The organism is Pseudomonas spelaei, from assembly GCF_009724245.1.
GTDB classification, from domain to species: domain Bacteria; phylum Pseudomonadota; class Gammaproteobacteria; order Pseudomonadales; family Pseudomonadaceae; genus Aquipseudomonas; species Aquipseudomonas spelaei.
Map to the genome: position 1 here is coordinate 32,230 of NZ_WNNK01000021.1, position 19,711 is coordinate 51,940.

The following is a 19,711-nucleotide window of genomic DNA, read 5'->3' on the forward strand; positions in this document are numbered from 1 at the left end:
CACTCTCCGGAATTGCATCCGAAAGTAGCGTAGCCCTACGTGGAATAAACCAGCCGCGAACATCCGCAAAATGAATGTCAAGACAGCGCGTACGCAAGCGAAGCAACCTACGAGCTTTGATGGCGAGAAGTCTTGGGAGGCAAAATAAGAAACGTCTGATATTTATATCGCTAAAGAGCGAGCAAGATAGATCTATCTCTATACAGAATAGTTATATATAAATGCTTTTCATCCGACAGCGCATTTTTACGCTAGTAAGCATCATGGCCGCTACCGTCTTGACGTACTCCTCAGATTCGGTAGCGGCGCCCTGCTATCTGCAAGGCAAGATTCGCGTCATCAACTTCGGCAGCAATCTGGCTGGTGGCTTGTCCGTCGGTCGAGACGCACCCGTCGGCACGGTCATTTACAAAGATATTGTGCACACATCCGACTACCAGACACTCATATGTGACTCAATGGGGTATGGCGGCTTTTACGTTAATACATCACTGGGTAGACCGCCGCCGGAAGGAAATGTTTTTCCTTTAGGCCAAACAGGACTCTCATTCAGAATAATGGAGCCTAATAATAGTTACCTTCGTGCGCCGACTTCGATTCTGCCCGGAAACAAGCCACAAGTAGTAGGAAACTACACATTTGAAATAATCAAGTCCGGCGAGTTAGGAAAAAACAATAAAGTACCTGCCGGCTCTCTTGGCAATAAGGCATACGACGGAAATACTATCGCCGAATTTAATCTACTCAGGCCGATTGTGTTATCTCAGACATCTTGCCAGGCGCCATCAATACAGGTGTCGATGGGAGACGATTATCAGCTAACTGAATTTAACAAAGCCGGCAGCACTCCACGGATGATAAATTTCAACGTTGGTCTAACGAAGTGCGAGCAAGGGATCAATAGCATTACCTATTCACTCGATGCCACTTCTCAAGTCTTAGACCGCCAAAAGGGTATCGTGGCGCTAAATTCTAGCTCAACGGCTAAAGGAATTGGACTACAGTTGATTGGCAAAACTGGACAGCCATTAGCGTTAGGCACTACCTATACGTTCGCTGGATTTAACTCGACGACCAACTTCAACATTCCGTTATCAGCCACTTACTATCGATTGGCAGGCAGTACACTGGAAGCCGGTAGCGCGAATGCATCAGTGAGATTCACCGTTAACTATCTGTAACTATTTCGAAATCATGACTTACGTCCTCAGGGTCGGAGTGGATTCGATTATTCCTGAAATAACAGTAGCCAGTTTACGGCTTGCAAGATGCAAAGTTTCAATGAAACCGGAGAGCAAGAGGCGCTCGTCGGTGTCAGATAGGGTTAATAGCTGACCAACTTGAACGTCTGCTTTTGGTCGATTGCTACCGATCACGGAGGGCCGCTTTGGGTCGAAAGCAGCCAGATGAAATGGCTGGCTATCGGCCAACAACTTTATTTCTAATATATGCGTTATGGCAGAATGATCTGATTACCTTGATGCTCAAGCCAGTAGCAGCTCATCTGAAATTTTGGCTAATTTCTAGCGAACAATTCTGAGGGTTAAAACAGACTAAGGCGGTTTGACCACTAATACGTGAGGTAAACATGAGCTACCACGTCACACACAGATACGGCGCCATGAGCTCCAACCCTGGCATACACACGTTCCCTGAGCTTCTCGCCGAACTGAAAACTCGCCCGGAAGATGAGGAACACGGTGATGTTTCGGTGACCGACGAGGCTGACTGGTGCATTTCGGTGAACCTTTCACGAACCGTCACTTTTGAAAACCTAGAGTCCGGCGAGCCTCGCCACATGAAGGGCGTTCCAGAGACAAAGATCTTGGAATTGTGGCGTCTATTGGCCGTTGGAGACGTTGCAGCAATCGAGCAGGAGCCATGGTTACCTGGTTACCTGGTTACCTCTAGGTTGCCGCCGAAAGGCAGCAATCGGCCAGAAGCGGTCAGTCGACACCCAAACTGCCCGCAGGTTAAATTGCCGCCTTTAATATCAGCCCTTTCAAGGTCTTTGAAAAATCAGCCAAATACGGTTGAAATACCCAGCTTCGAGCAATGAAGATCAACGGTGGGAGTTGTCGAGCCCCAGCGAGGCTACGATAGCGTCGGCACTGCCAGCATTGATGTTGGCGGACCCACCGCAATCGCAGCCTCGCTGGGGCTCGACAACTCCCACAGGGGTTTCACTTCGCCGGTTAGATTGTGATCCCCGGCCTGATGCGACTGGTTTTTCAAAGACCTTTTTAATATCAAATGGCGTCCGCTATGACCGACATCTTTCAGGGCAGTTGCCTTTGTGGCGCCGTCAAATACGAAATCCAGTCACGACCAAAAGCCCTTACTCACTGCCATTGCAGTCAATGTCGCAAAAGCCATGGCGCCGCGTTTGCCAGCTATGCCAGTGTGTTGCGTAGCGACCTGCATCTTGTCCAGGGCGTCGAGAACATCAAATCGTACCCATCCTCTGAATCAGTACTTCGTCAGTTCTGCGCCGAGTGCGGTTCGTCGTTGTTCTGGTCAAGAAGCCAAGGGGAGTTCGCCGAATGGATTTCGATAGCAATGGGCACTCTGGACTCCACGTTCACTGCCGACAAACAGAAACACATAGAGCTGGAGTCCAAGGCAACCTGGTATGAATGACCACCGTCCCCGTGACCGCCTTGGGTCGACCCCGCGCCCTGCAGCGGATTTCAGATTCAGATAATTTGATCTAATCAAGGAAGATAAAAACAATGAAAACAGCGCTCGCCGCCCTGCTTCTGATCGGCCTGACCACCCACGCATTCGCCGACGATAACCCTATCGGCTTCCAGGCCTCTGCACTGCCAGACGCGCACAATGAGCGCCCGCTGGAGATGGTCGTCTGGTACCCCAGTACCACCACCGCCGCGCCACAGTTGATCGCCGATAATCCGGTGTTTGTCGGTGTCCTTGCCGTCCCAAACGCGCCAGCGGCTGCCGGTGAGCATCCACTGGTGGTGCTCTCCCACGGCTTTCAAGGTAATTGGGGCAAACAGGCATGGCTGGCCAGTGCGCTGGCCCATCAGGGTTACATCGTGGCAGCGGTCAACCACCCCGGCACCACCAGCCAGGACCGCAGCCCTCAAGCCGCAGCACAGTTATGGCTACGGCCCGCCGACATCAGCCGGGCCATCGATGCGGTCATGACCCAGCCGGAACAATTTGGCAAGATCGCAAAGCATCGAATTGCGGTAGTGGGCCACTCACTCGGCGGTTGGACCGCCCTGGAAATCGCCGGTGCACGTTTTGACCCCGACCGTTTTGCCCAAGACTGCAGCGTCCATCCACAGTTGGCCAGTTGCACCGTTTACCAACAGATGAACCCCGCCAGCACCCCGGAGTCCAAGGCACGGTTGGCCGCCGACTTGAGCGATAAACGTGTCACTGCCATTGTTTCATTGGACCTGGGCCTGTCACGCGGGATGACCGATGCAAGCCTTGCCGCGCTGCCGGTGCCGACGCTGGTGATCGCAGCGGGAGTGCCGTCTAAAGAGCTTCCCGCTCAGTTGGAATCTGCCGATTTGGCCAAACGGCTGCCCCAGGCGTCAACGCGTTATGTCGAGATCAGCGACGCCAGCCACTTCAGCTTTATGTCGGTGTGCAAACCTGGCGCGATGGCGAGGCTCGAAGAAGAGGTGCCTGGCGATGGCATTATTTGCACAGATGGCGACGGCGCTCGGCCACGTGAGGTGATCCAGCAGCAGACTACCGCGCTGATCAGCGAGTTTCTGGCGCAATCACCTCGCGACTAGGCGCAGTCAAATACGCTTGCCCCCCCGTTCAGGGCAGTGAAAGTCAGCGGTGTGTCGAGCTTTAACGAGGCTGCAATAACGTCAGCACAACCAACATTGAGGGTGCCTGACCCACTGCTATCGCAGCCTCGCTAAAGCTCGACAGCTCCCACAAGGGTTTCACATCGCCGGTTAGATCTTCATCTCTAGCCTGCAAAGACCTTAAGGCGGTGGCGCAGTCTTTGCCCTAGACTCCTCACTCTCGTACAGCGGAGTCCTCCCATGATCACTGTCCACCACCTCAACAACTCACGCTCGCAACGCATTCTATGGCTGCTTGAAGAGCTCGCCCTGCCCTACGCGATCAAGCGATACCAGCGCGACCCGAAAACCAATCTTGCGCCCCCTGAACTCAAGGCCATCCATCCGCTGGGCAAATCACCGGTGATTGAAGACGGTTCCCAGGTGTTGATCGAGTCCAGCGCTATCATCGATTACCTGATTCGCCGTCATGGCGACGGCCGCCTGCAACCAGACCCGACCACTGCCACTTACGATGAGTACGTGCAATGGCTGCACTTTGCCGAAGGTTCGGCCATGTTGCCGCTGATGCTCAACCTGTACGTCGGGCGCCTGGGTGAAGCCGGCGCGCCGTTGCATCCGCGTATCGAGTCGGAACTGGCCAATTACCTGGGTTATCTGAACGACGTGCTGGGGCAGACGCCTTATCTGATGGGTGAAGCATTCACAGGGGCGGATATCCAGATGAGTTTCATTGGCGAACTCGCCAAGGCTCAGGGAAAATTGAAACCGTACCCGAATGTGGCGGCGTGGGTACAAAGGTTCCAGGGCAGACCCGCGTATCGCAAGGCGCTGGAACAGGGTGGGGAATATGCGTTTGCGAAGTAGATTGCCGGGGGGCTAACGGAACCACTGCCCATGCTCTTCACCCGCGTCTGTTCAACCGAGGCGCGGCCTTGATGGCCGTGTACTCACTCTTGATCGGCTCAAAGCCATATTTTGCCTCAAGCCTTTTGACGATGAAGTGCCCTCGCGCCATGTCCTGATAGAAATGGGTAAACAGTGCATTGATCGTCGCCCCGGTAAACGCCCCCATCACGGGAACCGCCTGCGCCGCGAACTTGCTGGAAATGGTGAAGCCAAAACGTGTCGCGACTTTATCGATCAGTATCGCCAGCCATTTCCCGGCCTGCCCCGGGGAAAGGCTGCTGATGGCCTTGGAGCCCTGCTTGGCGGCGATCCCCGCCAGTTCCTTGGACAGCTGTTGCATCGCCTGAGTGGTGAAACTGCGGGTCATGTAGTAGCCCGTCTCCGTCGCATCGTCGGCCTGGCTGTTGCCGCCCATGGCAAACACCTCGATGCACGCCTGCTTGGTCGCAAAGTCTCCCAGGTCAAAACCTTCGCTGCGCGCCACGTCGGCGACCGAGCGCATCATGATGGTGGTGGAGATCGGCAGCTCGACAAACAGTGCCGCCATACCGAAGAGCCCGCCGACGGCACCCGAGGTCGCGGCATAGACCTTGTGCAATCGGGTCGACGCCGGCTTTCTCGGACTGTTTTCCAGGCTCCACAGCGCCGCGTCAGCGGACGAGTGCAGCGCCGCCGCCACGGCGCCATTGATCCGCCTCGACACCACACCCGGCAATGCCTTTACCGCGCTTTCGATGGGTGAGCCGATCATGCCCGACAGCCTCGCCGTCAAAGAGGGTGACTCCAGCAAACCAACGGCCCGCTTCAGGTCCTGGTAATCCTCGGGGTTGTCTCTGATGCTCACAGGCGTCTCCATTAGGTTTTTCCAGCGCTCTCATAAACCAAAGACCCACGAGGTGGGCCATAGTGCCTAATGCCGATCAGTTAAGGAGTGGGGATCCAGCAACCGAAGCAGATTCAGTGTGGGAGCTGGCTTGCCTGCGATGCAGACACCTCGATACTTCAGGTATATCGAGTTGATCCAATCGCAGGCAAGCCAGCTCCCACATTCGTTCTTCTCTGCCTTGAGCACCGCGTTCGCTTAACTGACTGGCATTAGCCATAGTGCCGCCTTTTCGAGAAGAATAATAAACCGTGGAGGGGGACTTGGTGGTTCAACGCATGAGCTTAAATTGTTCAACCGCCTCTCATCCCTTATCCTCATGAACTCACTTGCCACCTCGCGCCGCAGCTTACGTCGCAGCCCCGTGTATTTGAAATCGCCCATCGGTTATCGAGGTAACGGTGCCTAACGCCTCCGATCAACGTACTGACGAAAAAAGCCTGCCGCGATTGCTGCTCGACCTGCTTTGGCAAATCGCCGTATTGCTGATCCCGATCTTCCTGGTAACGGTCATACCACTGCGATGGGCACTGGGTGTCGTGCTGGTGTGTGCGGCCTTGATGTGGCTGACGGCCCGTGCCGGTTGGCAAGCAACCGCCAAAAGGGTTGCCAGCTTAATGACCTCTGCCGCAATAGGCCTGGGTTTTAATCTGGGCAGGGCTTTGCCGCCGTATTGGGATATCGCGGGGGCCGTGGCGGTGATGTTCTGCGGCCTGGCGTGCGTGAGTCATCTGGAAAAACGTTTTGGCCTGGTCGATAAGAAGCAGGCCAAGTCGTCGTCGCCATCAGGTGGTCAGTCTTCGGGCGGCGCCAGTGCCTGGGGTGGGGACGAACCCCGGGAAACGCCCGAGGGCGAGCCCATCCGCGTGTTCAACCACAGTGAAATCGCCATGGGCGGGCCCGTCCTGTGCGATTACCTGTTCCCCGATGGGGTGCTGCTCCAGAGCCTTGGGGCGTCGGCTCGTTTCTCCAATGACGGGCGCTATTTCGCCGCACCGTTGCCCTCGCGCCAGGCCTGGGGGTTGGTGATTCTGGATCGACAGTTGCGTCAGCTCTACCGGTGTTCATGTGATGCATTTTGGGAGCTGGACGCTTTTAACGACGGCACCCTGAGTGGGCGCTATAGCCCTCTGGTCGACAATGGCGCACAGAAGATCAACCTCGAGCAACTGCTGACAACGGCTGAAAAAGTCAGCCTGGCACCCATCGTTGACCTCTGGCTTGAGCCCGGTGACTGGCAGAAGAACCTTGCACTCGACACGCTCCGGCATATGTCCCCCGATGGCAAGCAACGTTTAGACGCCAGCCTGGCGCTGCCGGCCAGCTTGCGCGAATTGCCGCAGCCTTGCGACCCGCTGAGCCACCCGGAATATCGCGTAAGCCTGAACGGCCAGCCCACCGCGTTGCTGATCAGCGCTGATACCGCAATCATCTGGAATCCCGATGGTCGTTCTTTCGCGTGCCATGCACGGATGGATGCAGAGCAACCCCTCAACTACTGGCTCTGGCACGTAGACCGAGGCTGGCAAGCACTGCCCTCCCCGTGGGTGCCCGCTGAAAGTGAGCCCTCCCTGGGTTGGAGCGACCCCCTGGAGCTGGATGACCACTGCTTGCGGCTCTCGTCCTACTTCGACTACCCGCAGCCTGATTGCGGTCGTTATGGCTACCGCTTGCACAGCGTCCACAGTGACTGTGAGTCACGGATTGGCCATGCGGCGAACGGCCGGATGCAGGTCGCGCAGCGGCAGCTGACTCGCGTGCAGTTGGCCGTACCGCTGACGGGAGATGGACAGCGAGGTGCGACACGGATCGAGTCAGCCCCCGTGGCGAATAAAACCCGGGCGCAATTTACCTGGCAGCAAGACAATAGCCTGGGGCTCGGCGGTTATACCTGCCGGATTGCGGACTGGGAGTTACCGGGTCTCTGGCTACTCGATCATCGAGTGTCGAACACTGGACGTTACATCGCCTTGATACCGTTTACCTTGCCGCCCGCCACAGCCGGCCACGTGGTGGTGGTCGACGCACAGGAACGCCAGTTGATGAACAGCCCTCCACTGTTGGTTGCACGCTTGTTGGACTTTCGTGGACCGAAACTGAGCGTGGCAGTCATTCGAGGTCGCCTGGATCAAGATCGGCACAGCAGTCCGTTGCAACGCTTCGATCAGTCGCCACCGGAAGCGGAGGATGGCGCTGCATTCTCTGAGCATCGAGCGGACTCGCGACTTTACTATGAGTGGTGTGAGCTGAACGTCAGCCCACAAGGCCTGACCGCCCTGCCCGACTGGCGCCTGGTTAAACAGCCACAGTCGGCCATAGCCGATGGCAACTTCGTCCAGCCAGCCCCTACGGACAAAGATGCCGCGTGGCTGTTCGGGTGTGAAACCGAATACGCCGACAGTTGGCTGCGCGTCCAGAGCCCACGCCTGGGCGGGTATTTGCTGACGGCGTCCGGTTGCGCCATCAGCGATCTCGCGCCCTCGATGATCTGGTCCAAAGATGCACGCTATCTCGCGCTGACTCGACTGCATACCGACGTCAAGGATGACCACGCAGGCCGGATGGCCTGGCAGATCCTGCTGCTGGATGTGCAGGAGCGAACCTTGAGGCATTCACCTCAGTGGCTGCGCAATCGACCCCAGTTTGAAGGTTTTAATGCCGAGGCCTTGAAGGTGCGTCTGTTTCTGCGGGACTGGGAAACCAAGAATGATAGAGACCGAGGCGCAATCAGCGTGCTGAAGTTGAGCGACCTGTTGGCACTTCCCGCTGAAGCCCTGTGCCCCCGCGCAGGGCTCTGGCTGGCGAAGGATCAGCTTCGTCATCTGGAAGCGTGGCAAGCCTTGGATGCATCGGCTTTGAGCCATTGGCGCAAGTCAGGCCTTCTCCCTTCTCCTTAGCCTGAGCCCTTTCGAGCGTCTGGTGTGACCATTGTTTAGGTGGTGGTCCACCCACCTGGCACAGTTGAAACGACCAGGTCTGGCGGATCACCCGCAAACCACGCTCAATGAAGTAACAAGACAGCTAAATAGCCGCCACTCATAAATGGCGACTAACAGCCTCCTCACATCAAGGTCACGCCACCGCAGTTGCAATCGTTCTGGAACGCCAGGCAAAAGCCAATACCATCAGCAGCCCCAGACCCGCCATTGCCGCTCCGGCCAGGGAGATCGCCGGATAACCCAACCCGGCATTGATCACCGCTCCGCCCAGTGCCGCACCAATCGCGTTGCCGAAGTTGAAGGCACCGATGTTCATCGCCGAGGCCAGATTGGGTGCGTCCTTGGCCGCTTCCATGACGCGCATCTGTAACGGCGGCACCAGGGCGAAGCTGGCGATACCCCATATCAGGATGGCAACGGCGGCCGGCAGCGGCCAACGCATCAGTACGGTGAACGCCAGCAAGACGAGAATCAGCACGCTCAGCGAGACGATCAGAGTGCGATCAATCGATCGGTCGGCGGCCTTGCCGCCCCACATGTTGCCCAGCGTCAACCCCACACCGAACAGCACCAGCATGGCGGTGATGTAGGCGGTGGACGCGTGGGTCTCGTTGCCGAGGATCGGCGCGATGTAGGTGAAGACGGTAAACATTGCACCCGAGCCGACGACAGTCAGCGCCAACGCCCCCAGCACCGGACCACGACCCAGTACCCGAATTTCGGCCAGTACACCGACGCTTTGCGGCGTCTTCAGGTTAGGCAGGGCGAACCATAACGCGGCCATGGTCACCACGCCGAGGCCGGTAATACCCCAAAATGCGGTGCGCCAGCCGAACAGTTCGCCAAACCAGGCGGCCAGCGGCACACCGCCGATGGTGGCCAGGGTCAGGCCCATGAACATTGCCGCAACCGCCCCAGCACGTTTCTGCGGAGCGACTACGCTGGCGGCGACGATGGAGCCAACGCCAAAGAACGCACCGTGGTTCAGTGAGGTCACCACCCTGGCGACCATGAGGCTGTAGTAATCAGTAGCCAGTGCTGACATCAGATTACCCAGGGTGAAAATCGCCATGAGTCCGATCAGCAGATAGCGCCGGGGAATCCTGCCGGTGGTCAGGGTCATCAGTGGCGCGCCGAGCAGTACACCCAGCGCGTAAGCACTGACCAACAGACCTGCGGCTGGAATGGAAACGCCAAGATCCGCAGCGATGCTCGGCAACATGCCCATGGGGGCGAATTCGGTAACGCCGATGCCAAAGGCACCAATGGCGAGTGCGACAAGTGGTGGGTTGATACGCATGGAAGGCTCCTCATCTATGCCGCTAATGCTACGATCCAACCTTTTCAAGCAGTAGATAGCATTTTCGGCAATCACCTTTGCGTAAGAGGCACAGATGGAGTTCAACGGAAGGTCAGGTGAAATGGCCGTGTTCGCCACCGTGGCGCAGGAAGGAAGCCTTTCGGCCGCCGCGCGTGCACTAGGGCTGACACCCTCGGCGGTCAGTCGGATCATCGCGCGCACCGAACAACGTCTCGGCACCCGACTGCTGTTACGTACCACCCGAGCGATTACCTTCACCGCCGAGGGCGAGGCTTTCCTGCGTGGCGCCCGGCGTATCCTGGCCGACATGGCCGAGGTCGAAGAGGCCATTGCCGACCAAGGCGTACCAAGGGGGCGATTGCGGGTCAGCGCCGCCCTTGGCCATGGCCGGCTGGCCATCGTTCCCCTGGTGGCAGCGTTCAGCGCCCGCTACCCGAACATCATCGTCGACCTCACGCTCGGCGACGAAGTGGTCGACATTCTCGGCGGCCAGGCCGACGTGGCGGTACGCTTTGGTCATCTGCCTGACAGCCCACTGACCGCACGCAGGATCGGCGACACCGGCCAGGTAGTGGTGGCATCGCCCGAGTATCTACAGCTCAACGGCATCCCCCAGGAACCGGAGGACCTGCTACGGCACAACTGCCTACGCTTCAACTTCCGGCGTGCCGAACCCAACTGGCCGTTCATCCGCGGCGCAAGAGCGTTTTCCCTGAAGGTCAGTGGCAACATCGAATGCAGCAGTGGTGAAGCGCTGGCCCAACTCGCGCGAGTAGGTGCCGGCATTGCGCGTATCGGCGAGTTCAGTGTGAGCGAGGACCTGCGGCGCGGCGACCTGATACCGCTGCTGGAAGCCTGGAACCCCGGTGACAAGGAACCCATTCATGCGGTGTTCGTCGGTGGCTCGGCAATGCCGGCTCGGGTACGGTTATTCGTGGACTTCTTGATGGAACATCACCGAATGTAAACGGTGGCGTCACCTGATTCTTCCGGGGGCGCGTGGCCGTTACCGACCTAAAGCCCATCCCGATGATGCCGATAACCTTCTTGCATGAATCGATCAGCGTTCCCTTACGTCCGATTCGCTCCGCGCATGCGCGTGTGGTACCTCGCATGCTTGCTTGATCCTGGCCAGACCACATGGAGTACGAGTGAATGCCTGCGCAAGCCCGATTCATCGAGCACTACCGCAAAGCCGACCGCATCATGCTCGCCCTGATCTGGCTGATGGGCCTGTTCTCCCTGGGCCTGGCGTTCTGGCACGACACCCTGCTTCAAGCGCTCTTCGTGGGTGGCGGCACCTGCGTGGTGCTCACCCTGTCCTATCGCGTCATCGGCGGCACCCGCCTGATGCGTTGCGCGCTTGGCGTTGGCCTGATGGTCATGGCGGCATTGCACATCAACCAGACCCAAGGCGTCATCGAATCGCACTTCGGCATCTTCGCGCTGCTGGCGGTGCTGACCTTCTACCGCGACTGGCTGCCAATCCTGGTGGCCGCCGTCACCATCGCGGTGCACCACGTGGTGTTCCATGCCTTGCAGCACCAGGGCTTCCCGGTGTTTGTGATGGAGCACCACGGAGGCTGGAACATGATTTTCGTCCACGCCTTCTACGTGATAATGGAGACCGTCGCCCTGCTCTACCTCGCCGTGCACAGCCAGACCGACGCGGTAGAAAGCCAGGAAATGCTTGAAAAGATGCTCGCCGTCACCACCCGGTTCAGCAGTGAGGCGGCCAAGGACGATCCGGAAAAAATCCACGTCTCCCTCGCCACCCGCTTCGACCACTTTCTCACTCAGATCACCGGCCTGATCGACGGCGTCGCCCGCGACTCCCACGGCCTCGGCCAACTCGGCCAGGAACTGGCCCACGCCAGCGGCACGCTGGAAAAAGGCGCACGCCACCAACTGGCGGAAATCGCCCAAATGACCGGTTCCATGCAACGCATGGAAGACGCCATGGGCCACATCGCCGTACACGTCGAACAGGCCGTCGAACACGCGGGGCAAGCCAGCCAGCAAGTCATCCGCGGCCAGGAAAGCGTCGGCCGCGCCCAACAGGAAATCACCCAGCTCGCCACCCGCCTCCACGACACCAACGAGACGGTCCAGGGGCTGGCCGTGCAAGCCCAGCAAATCGGCTCGGTGCTGGAAGTCATCAGCAGCATCGCCAGCCAGACCAACCTGTTAGCCCTCAACGCTGCCATCGAAGCCGCTCGCGCGGGTGAGCAAGGACGCGGGTTTGCCGTAGTCGCCGATGAGGTCCGCAGCCTGGCGCAGCGCACGGCGGTGTCTACCCAGGAGATCAAGACCATTATTGAAGGGTTGCAACAAGGCAGCCGGCTGGCGGTTGAAGCCATGCACGCTAGCCGCCAGGGGGTGGAGCGGTGCGTGGAAGACAGCCAGTTGGCGGTGCAGATGCTGCAGGCGGTGGGCAATGACATTTCGCACATTGATCAGTTGAATGGACGGATTGTGTCGACCACCCGCGAGCAATCCACGGCGAATGTGGAGATTGTGGGACGGCTGCAGTCGGTGCAGAGCATTGCGCAGAGTACGGCGCAGGATGTGGAGACGTTGGCCAGGAGCAGTGAGCGGTTGCCGCCGATTGCAGTGCGGTTGGATGCGTTGGGGCGCCGGTTTCATCAGTGAGTGGGAGGATGGTACGGAGCCTCGTGCGTAGCACGCCTACGCCAACAAATCCCGCTGTCAAGTCAAAGCTGGCTATGTAACCATATGTGTCCCAGCCCTTGATACTGTTCATGACAGGAACCAACGCGGATGCTCACTGCCTTCAGACACTACCCGTTTTCGGTCAATCTGCTGCTGTCGTCTGCGTTGTTTTTGACACTGGGTCGCGCCATTACCTTGCCGTACATGGTGATTTATCTGTCATCCAACTTCACGTTGGGCATCAGCGACATCGGTCTGGTAGTGGGCGGTGCGATGCTGGTCGGCTCGCTGCTCAGCCTTTACGGCGGCTACCTGACAGACAGAATCTCCAGCTATCGATTGATCCTGAGCTTCACGGGGTTTTTCACCGTAGGTTTCATCGGCATGTGCATCACGCGGCACCTGTGGCTGTTTTTCCTGTTTCTGGTGTCGTTCAATTTCGCCTATTCAGTGATCGACATCGTGGTCAAGGCTGCGTTTGGCAAACTGCTGCCGGAAGCCGAGCGCGGCAAAGTGTTTTCGGTGCGCTACACACTGATCAACATTGGTTACGCGGTGGGGCCGTTCATTGGCGCTGGGCTCGCGCACATGAATATGAAACTGCCGTTCTTGATGTCAGCGATCCTGGGCCTGAGCTACTTCCTGACTTACATGGTCTGGGGCGACAGGACCCTCAGCTCCGCTGACCCGGCCAATGCCCCGGTGTCGTTCGTCGCGGTGGGGCGCATTCTGCTCAGGGACTATCGCCTGGTCTGCTTCACGGTTGGCGGCGCGTTGAGCGCTGTGGCGTTCGGCCAGTTCACCGGCTACATCTCGCAATACCTGGTGACCACAAGCACACCGGCCTTTACCTACCAGGTCATCAGCACGGTGGTGGCGGTTAATGCGACGGTGGTGATCTGCCTGCAGTACATGGTGGGCAAGCGCATTACCAATGAGCATTTGAATCAGTGGCTGACAGCAGGCTTCAGCCTGTTCCTGCTGGGCGTCGTCGGTTTTGCGTTGTCCACCAGCGTGCTGCATTGGGCCTTGGCCGTGGCGATATTCACCGTAGGCGAAATCATCGTCTTCCCGGCCGAGTACATGTTCATCGACCGCATCGCGCCGGACCACTTGCGCGGTATGTATTACGGCGCGCAAAACCTGTCCAACCTCGGCGGAGCGATGGGGCCGGTGTTGTGCGGATTTGCCCTGGCATCACAGCCGGCGCATTTCATGTTCTATATGCTCGCGGCGTTTATCGTGGCGGGCGGGTGCTTCTATCTGATGGGGGCCTCCTATTCCAAACGCCACGACACTGGACCCGGTGATCGCGCCCAATGAGTGCTTTACCTACCCTCGACGCCGGGTAGCACATAGCTAAGCGAATCATTCAGCGGTATCCGCTCAGAGGAAGGTCAAGCCAGGCCTGATGATGGGCAATATAGAGCTTGCCCCTGGCTTTCCGATAATGGCAGTTTAACGCTCCCCGTCCGCCCTTCCGGAGCCGTTCATGGACCTCGCCACCCTCACCCTCTTCCTCCCCGCCTGCTTCGCCCTGAACATGGCCCCCGGCCCGAACAACCTGCTGTCCGTCAGCAACGCCACCCGCTATGGCTACCGCACTTCGTGCCTGGCCGGTGTCGGTCGCTTGCTGGCCTTCGCCGGCATGATCGCCCTCGCCTCCGCCGGGCTGGCGGTGGTGTTGCAAACGTCGGAGTTGCTGTTCTACGGGATCAAGATTCTTGGGGCGGCGTATCTGTTTTATCTGGCCTACCAACTGTGGCGCACCAATCCGCAGGCAGAGGCCGAATCGACGGCGGCCAAGATTGGACTGTGGGCGCTGGCGCGGCAGGAGTTTCTGGTGGCGGCGGGCAACCCAAAAGCAATCCTGATCTTCACCGCCTTCCTGCCGCAGTTCGTCGATCCTGCGCAGCCCATCACCCCACAATTCGCCCTGCTCGGCGCGATGTTCCTGGCCCTGGAATGGATCGCCATCAGCGCCTACGCCTATATGGGCCTGCATATGCGCCGCTGGTTTGCACAGCCTCGGGGCAAGCGGATATTCAATCGATGCTGCGCCGGGCTGTTGTCGGCGGCGGCGACGGTGTTGTTGATGGCGCGGCGGGCCTGACGGGGCGGCGTTATTGCAAGGTGTAGTCCGCGACCAACTTGTCCAGAAAGCCGAAAAGCTTCTGGTTCATTTCGTCATAGTCGTTGGCAAGTAGCGCCGCCGATTGCTGAACGAAACGACGGTCCGTCGCAGCGGCCAGCTCGCTCTCGGATGCAGCGATAAGTGACCCCACGACGTCGCGAGTGAGCTCCATATGGCACTGAAAGCCATACACCAGCGGGCCGTACTCAACGATCTGCCTTGGGCAGCCTTCGCTATAGGCCAGGACCTTCGCGGTGTCCGTCAGGCCGGGCATGTCGTTATGCCAATGGCCAACGTCCAGCACGTCACCAAAACCGGCAAGCTTGTCGCAGGTTTTGCCCGCCGCCGTTAGGGTAATCGGGTACTTGCCGATCTCTTTCTCAGGGCTGTGACCGAACCTGGCCCCCAAGGCCTCACCGAGCAGTTGGGCACCGAGGCACACCCCCACCACCGCCTTTTGCGCCTTGACCGCTTTGGCAATCAAGGCACATTCGGCAGCGGCGTCGAAGTGGGAGCATTCTTGCTGGGTGGTGGCAGGAGACTGCGGGCCACCGAGGATGACCAGAAGGTCGATATTGTCGACATTGCCGGGCAAGGCCCTGTGCTCGTAAACACGGGAGTAGCTGGCTTCATATCCGCGCGCCTTGACCCACGCCTCATAGGCGCCGGGACTCTCGAAGGCTTCGTGAACGACGAAATGAATTTTCATTGGAGTTCCTCAATAACGGGCGCATAACACCAAAGATCGTATATGACACATAGTGTCATATGCAAGAGTCCGTTACCCTACCGCCTTCATTTTCACATCAACGTTCAACCGCCAGACCGAAAGTTTCCAGCTTCCATTCGCCTTGTAGCCACTGCTGCGATGGGGCTGGGCGGCATTCCGACATAGCGGCCCTGGTGGGCGGTCCTGCGGCCCGCATCGCAGCCTCGTACCTCGGCAGCGGCTACAGAAAATAAAGCAGGCTGAAGCGGTGTAATTTTTTCGGTGCGGTCCAACACAAACGCCGCTTGCCCGCGTCGGGACAAGCAGCGTTTGTTCTTAAGTGAACAGCATTTTTACCGTCTACTTGGGTGGCTGCGTGCTCGCAAAGATGTACCGCGCAAATCGCCATTGCCCGTCGGCTTCCCGATGCAACAGGAACACCTCCTGATTGCCTTCGGCGCTGGCCGGCTGATCACCCTTCAGCAGCTTGACCGTGCCGTTGGAACGCGTCCGGGCAAACGCCCAGTCCCGTGACAGCGGCTGGATTTCATCAAGGGTGAAACGCACGTCCAGCTTGATCAGGTCGAAGACCTGGCGATACGCCGCGCGCACGGCGTCACGACCTACCGCTGGCGGGCTGTTCTGCGGCATGAAGACGGCATCGCGGGCATACAAGCTCATGACCTGGTCAAGGTCGGATGCATTCAGTGCCGTCTCATAGCGTTTGAGCTGCTGGGTGACCTGTGCCTTTACCGCCTCCTCGGTGGCAGGCGTTGCCGCCTGGGCTGCGAGCGGTAGCAACAATGCGCCAAGAAACAGTGTGATCAGTGGGATACGCATGACTGTTCTCCTTGATATCAAAGCACAACGACGAGTTTGCCCAACGCACGATCGCTCTCCATCAAGCGGTGTGCCTGGCGGACTTCGTCAAAGGCAAAGGTTCGGGTATGGATGGAAGGAATCCGCTTGGCGGCAAGTTCCCTGGCCAGCCACGGCAGTGGTGTGTCCTGCAACGGCAAGGCGGGTGTGCCGAATAAACCGCTCGGGAAGAAGTTCAGCCGCACACCTCCAGGCAGGTCCTGCATCAGGTGGAACTGCTCCAGGACTGGCGCGCCGCCGAGCAATCCGATGACGCTCACCGCACCGAAGGGGCGTACTGCCTTGAGGGTATCGCGCAGTGTCGGGGCGCCAACGATTTCCAGGGCCGCGTCGACCCCCTCAGGCGCTATTTCGCGGATGCGCGGGGCAATATCACCGTTGTCGATCACCACCACATCAGCCCCAGCCAGGTAAAGGCGCTGGCTGTTCTCAGCGCTACGGGTGGTGGCGATGACTTTTAACCCCCGAGCCTTGGCGTAAGTGATAGCGGCCAGGCCAACCGATGACGTGCCGCCGCGTACCAGCAAGCTCTGGCCCTTTTGAATGCCCAGGCTCTTGTCCAGCGCGCCCCAGACCGTGAGGTAGGCTTCCGGCAGCGTAGCCAGTTGTTCCCAGGACAGCGAGGTGTCGTCCAGCGCGATCACGTTATTGCGCAACACCGTCACCTGTTCGGCGTAGCTGCCATTACGGGTGAATTGCATGCCGCCCATGGCCGTCACCACGCGCTGGCCGGTACGCAACACGCCGGAGGGGTCCTGGATGACTTCGCCTACCGCCTCGATACCCGGCACCCGAGGTGCGCTGATGTCGCCCATTTTGCCGGCACGCAGATAGGTTTCGGCGCGGTTGAGGCCAAAGGCGCGGACGCGGATCTGCACTTCGTCAGCCGTCGGCTCGGGGGACGGGATATCCCGCAGTTGCAGAACGTCGGGGCCGCCAGTTTGTTCGATCACGTAAGCTTTCATGGGGGTGTTCCTCAAGTACGTAGTGGGTTGAGACATTGCCGTTGAGGCAAGTGGCTGCACTATCCATCAACCGAAACTGGAAGATAATCCACACACGAGATAAGCTTCCTTTCATAAATGAGAGGATTAAGCATGGATTTCAACGCCGTCCGCATGTTCGTCAGCGTGGCGCAGACCGGCAGCCTGTCCGCCGCTGCCGAACGCCTGGACATTCCGCTGCCAACCTTGAGCCGACGCATTCGCGAGCTTGAGCAGCAACTGAAGGTACAACTGCTCGAACGCTCGGTACGGGGCACCAAGCTCACCGATTCGGGGATGCGTTTGTATGAACATGCCAGCCGTGGCATCGAGGCACTGGTGGAAGGCGAACAGGCAGTCATCAGCGATCAGGCGCTGCTGAAAGGACGCCTGCGGCTGTCACTGCCGCCCTCGTTTGATCCCTGGTGGGACGTCCTGTCGGCGTTCCAGCGCCGCTATCCGCAAGTCCAGGTCAGCGTCCATACCACCGAGCGGCGCATCGACCTGATCGAGGACGGGGTGGATGTAGCGCTACGGGTCGGCATGATTACCCACGAGACCATGGTTGCCCGCCGCCTGCTGACTTATCGCCACTTGCTGGTGGCCAGCCCAACGCTGATTGAGCGGCTGGGCGTACCTGCCGATGTCGAGGCATTACACGGTTTTCCCTGCGGCGTCTGGAGTCGGGGCAGCCATGGAACATGGCAGTTGGGGGACGTGCTCTTCAAGCCCGAAGCGATGCTGTCCACCAATGACTATGCACACCTGCGCAGTCGGGCGCTGTCAGGTGATCTGGTGACGGAGCTACCGCCTTTTCTGGCAGCGCCAGCCATCCGCGAAGGGACGCTGATGGCATTGCTGCCCAACCATCCATTGCCGGAACAGCAGATCAACCTGCTCTACCCCTCACACCGTCATCCGTCTGCCATCGTGCGGGCGTACCTGGATTTCGCGCAGGGGTACATGGGGTATCTGGCGCAGGTGTCGTCGGCGAATCAGTGACCGGGCCTGCGGCTGAAGCCGTTGACCACGATGTATACCAGCGGACCGATCGACACGAAGATCGCGGTTATCAGCAAGTAAGGAAGGATGGAAACCAGTGGGCGTCCTTTCGAGCGCGCATCCCGGTACATCCAGACGCACGCCATGACCGCGAGCACATAGAGGTCGATGACTACTTGCGCGGTGTCCGGACGGGACATGAGCTCCAGGCCGAACGCAATCAGGGATTGATCAGCCAGCACCAGCGTGTACGCCGTATACAGGGAAAATCCCAGCAGGGTGACGAGGGCGAGATAGGGTCGTTGCATTTTCTCCTCCTTGGAGACAAAAGTGTCTGATCGACCTGAGCACGTTAGTGATAACGTCGCCCTGCCCTCAATGACCTCTCAGGTCATGGACGTCATTGACCCGCACTGCCAGAGTCAACCCATGAGCCCCCAAACTTTTCCCCGAACGACTCCCCCAACCCCCGCCGGAGCGCAATTACGCCAATTGCGTCGGCAGGCCCGGCTGAGCCAACTGGATCTCGCACTGATCACCGGGATTTCCCAGCGCCACCTGAGCTGCATCGAGACCGGCCGCGCCAAACCGAGCCCTGGCACGCTGCACAATCTGTTGATGGCGTTGGAGGTGCCGCTGGAACAATGCAACAACGTGTTCCTGGCCTCGGGCTATGCCCCGCGTTATGAGGCCACCCCGCTCTCCTCACCGTCGATGGATGCAATTCGAGACGCCATCAGCCATGTGCTTCACGCCAACAATCCCGCCCCTGCGATTGTGCTGGGTAGCCACTGGGAAGTCCTCGCCGCCAATGCCAGTACTGGCGTGTTGTTCGATCTGGTGGGGCTGGCGCCAGGCGCGACCGAAGGGCTGAATCTACTGGTCACGTTGCTGCGGCCTGGAGGTCTCGGCGATCACTTGATCAATGCCGACGAAATCAGAAATATTGCCTGGCAGCGGGCATCGCGAGAGGCCCTGAACAACCCCGCACTGGCCAGCCTCGTGGAAAGCCTGCCGACCCCGGACAGCCTCGCGCCCATGGACAATGAACTGCCGCCACTGGTGCTGACCCGCGTCAATTCACGGCAAGGTGAGTTGAGTTTCCTGTCGACCTTCACGACCTTCGGCATGCCGCTGGACATCACCGTGACGTCGTTGCGGATCGAGCACCTGATTCCGGCTGATGCGTATACATGGCACGTCATGACTACGGCCTATGCGCAGTCACCCAGTACCCTCGGCACAGGCTGAAAGCAACTACTCAGCGCACGGTTAAAGTGCATATTTATTAAATGGCAAGTGAACCGGCTATATCAACGCCGAAGAAAAACAACGCCTCATACCGTTTTGTTAAGTACTTAGTCGTTAAATGAATACACCTGAATAACGTGACGTTCAACACCACCAAAAATTTAGGGCGAGCACTATTTAATAATTAAATATAAGCACCTTTATCCCGTCAGCCCACTGATTAAAAAAGAAAAA

At 58.6% G+C, this 19,711-nt stretch carries 18 protein-coding genes; 12 read left to right on the plus strand and 6 right to left on the minus strand.

Going from position 1 to position 19,711, the window contains the following annotated elements:
• Positions 1 to 263: 263 nt before the first annotated feature.
• From GNF76_RS29635 to GNF76_RS22080, 5 genes are all read left to right on the plus strand, one after another.
• Complete coding sequence (locus GNF76_RS29635; RefSeq protein ID WP_246211956.1) at positions 264 to 1,181, plus strand: fimbrial protein; 918 nt, start codon at positions 264 to 266, stop codon at positions 1,179 to 1,181.
• 407 nt (positions 1,182 to 1,588) lie between these two features.
• Positions 1,589 to 2,059, plus strand: coding sequence for a hypothetical protein (locus tag GNF76_RS22065; RefSeq protein WP_155585195.1), 471 nt, complete (start codon positions 1,589 to 1,591; stop codon positions 2,057 to 2,059).
• A 206-nt stretch (positions 2,060 to 2,265) separates the two neighbouring features.
• Positions 2,266 to 2,640, plus strand: coding sequence for a GFA family protein (locus GNF76_RS22070; RefSeq protein ID WP_155585196.1), 375 nt, complete (start codon positions 2,266 to 2,268; stop codon positions 2,638 to 2,640).
• A 92-nt stretch (positions 2,641 to 2,732) separates the two neighbouring features.
• Positions 2,733 to 3,773, plus strand: coding sequence for an alpha/beta hydrolase family protein (locus GNF76_RS22075; protein ID WP_155585197.1), 1,041 nt, complete (start codon positions 2,733 to 2,735; stop codon positions 3,771 to 3,773).
• A 261-nt stretch (positions 3,774 to 4,034) separates the two neighbouring features.
• Positions 4,035 to 4,661: a glutathione S-transferase family protein gene (locus GNF76_RS22080; RefSeq protein WP_155585198.1), complete on the plus strand. Its 627-nt coding sequence runs from the start codon at positions 4,035 to 4,037 to the stop codon at positions 4,659 to 4,661.
• A 37-nt stretch (positions 4,662 to 4,698) separates the two neighbouring features.
• On the opposite strand, the gene GNF76_RS22085 is transcribed toward GNF76_RS22080, so the two are convergent.
• Complete coding sequence (locus tag GNF76_RS22085) at positions 4,699 to 5,559, minus strand: EcsC family protein (protein ID WP_155585199.1); 861 nt, start codon at positions 5,557 to 5,559, stop codon at positions 4,699 to 4,701.
• A gap of 428 nt (positions 5,560 to 5,987) precedes the next feature.
• Here GNF76_RS22085 and GNF76_RS22090 point away from each other — a divergent pair, with 428 nt between their 5' ends.
• Positions 5,988 to 8,483, plus strand: a complete 2,496-nt coding sequence (locus tag GNF76_RS22090; protein WP_178123484.1) for a hypothetical protein — start codon at positions 5,988 to 5,990, stop codon at positions 8,481 to 8,483.
• A 175-nt stretch (positions 8,484 to 8,658) separates the two neighbouring features.
• Here the strand turns inward: GNF76_RS22090 and GNF76_RS22095 are convergent, their stop codons facing one another.
• Positions 8,659 to 9,825, minus strand: a complete 1,167-nt coding sequence (locus tag GNF76_RS22095; protein ID WP_155585200.1) for an MFS transporter — start codon at positions 9,823 to 9,825, stop codon at positions 8,659 to 8,661.
• Positions 9,826 to 9,919: 94 nt separating this feature from the next.
• Between GNF76_RS22095 and GNF76_RS22100 the strand changes: the two genes are divergently transcribed.
• The 4 genes from GNF76_RS22100 (at position 9,920) to GNF76_RS22115 (ending at position 14,632) form a co-directional block, all read left to right on the plus strand.
• The gene (locus GNF76_RS22100) at positions 9,920 to 10,813 is read left to right on the plus strand and encodes a LysR family transcriptional regulator (protein WP_155585201.1); all 894 of its coding nucleotides are present in this window, start codon (positions 9,920 to 9,922) and stop codon (positions 10,811 to 10,813) included.
• 992 nt (positions 10,814 to 11,805) lie between these two features.
• Entirely contained in the window at positions 11,806 to 12,498 is a 693-nt protein-coding gene (locus GNF76_RS29985; protein ID WP_257034192.1) for a methyl-accepting chemotaxis protein, read from the plus strand.
• A gap of 129 nt (positions 12,499 to 12,627) precedes the next feature.
• Positions 12,628 to 13,842, plus strand: a complete 1,215-nt coding sequence (locus GNF76_RS22110) for an MFS transporter (RefSeq protein ID WP_155585203.1) — start codon at positions 12,628 to 12,630, stop codon at positions 13,840 to 13,842.
• A gap of 169 nt (positions 13,843 to 14,011) precedes the next feature.
• Positions 14,012 to 14,632, plus strand: a complete 621-nt coding sequence (locus tag GNF76_RS22115) for a LysE family translocator (RefSeq protein WP_155585204.1) — start codon at positions 14,012 to 14,014, stop codon at positions 14,630 to 14,632.
• A gap of 10 nt (positions 14,633 to 14,642) precedes the next feature.
• Here GNF76_RS22115 and GNF76_RS22120 read toward each other — a convergent pair whose 3' ends face one another.
• The 3 genes from GNF76_RS22120 to GNF76_RS22130 all read right to left on the minus strand — a co-directional run bounded on the left by GNF76_RS22120 (position 14,643) and on the right by GNF76_RS22130 (position 17,206).
• Positions 14,643 to 15,362: a glutamine amidotransferase-related protein gene (locus tag GNF76_RS22120; protein WP_155585205.1), complete on the minus strand. Its 720-nt coding sequence runs from the start codon at positions 15,360 to 15,362 to the stop codon at positions 14,643 to 14,645.
• Positions 15,363 to 15,722: 360 nt separating this feature from the next.
• Positions 15,723 to 16,202, minus strand: coding sequence for a YybH family protein (locus tag GNF76_RS22125; RefSeq protein ID WP_155585206.1), 480 nt, complete (start codon positions 16,200 to 16,202; stop codon positions 15,723 to 15,725).
• 17 nt (positions 16,203 to 16,219) lie between these two features.
• Entirely contained in the window at positions 16,220 to 17,206 is a 987-nt protein-coding gene (locus GNF76_RS22130) for a zinc-binding alcohol dehydrogenase family protein (RefSeq protein ID WP_155585207.1), read from the minus strand.
• Positions 17,207 to 17,338: 132 nt separating this feature from the next.
• On the opposite strand from GNF76_RS22130, the gene GNF76_RS22135 reads away from it, so the two are divergent.
• On the plus strand, positions 17,339 to 18,226 hold the full coding sequence (locus tag GNF76_RS22135) for a LysR family transcriptional regulator (protein ID WP_155585208.1): 888 nt from the start codon (positions 17,339 to 17,341) through the stop codon (positions 18,224 to 18,226).
• On the opposite strand, the gene GNF76_RS22140 is transcribed toward GNF76_RS22135, so the two are convergent.
• Positions 18,220 to 18,534 carry a DUF2834 domain-containing protein gene (locus GNF76_RS22140; protein WP_155585209.1) on the minus strand — a complete coding sequence of 105 codons (315 nt, stop codon included), beginning with the start codon at positions 18,532 to 18,534 and terminating at the stop codon, positions 18,220 to 18,222. The two genes, GNF76_RS22135 and GNF76_RS22140, sit on opposite strands and share 7 nt — an antisense overlap.
• Before the next feature lie 121 nt (positions 18,535 to 18,655).
• Between GNF76_RS22140 and GNF76_RS22145 the strand changes: the two genes are divergently transcribed.
• Positions 18,656 to 19,477, plus strand: coding sequence for a helix-turn-helix domain-containing protein (locus GNF76_RS22145; protein ID WP_246211957.1), 822 nt, complete (start codon positions 18,656 to 18,658; stop codon positions 19,475 to 19,477).
• The last annotated feature ends 234 nt before the right edge of the window (positions 19,478 to 19,711 follow it).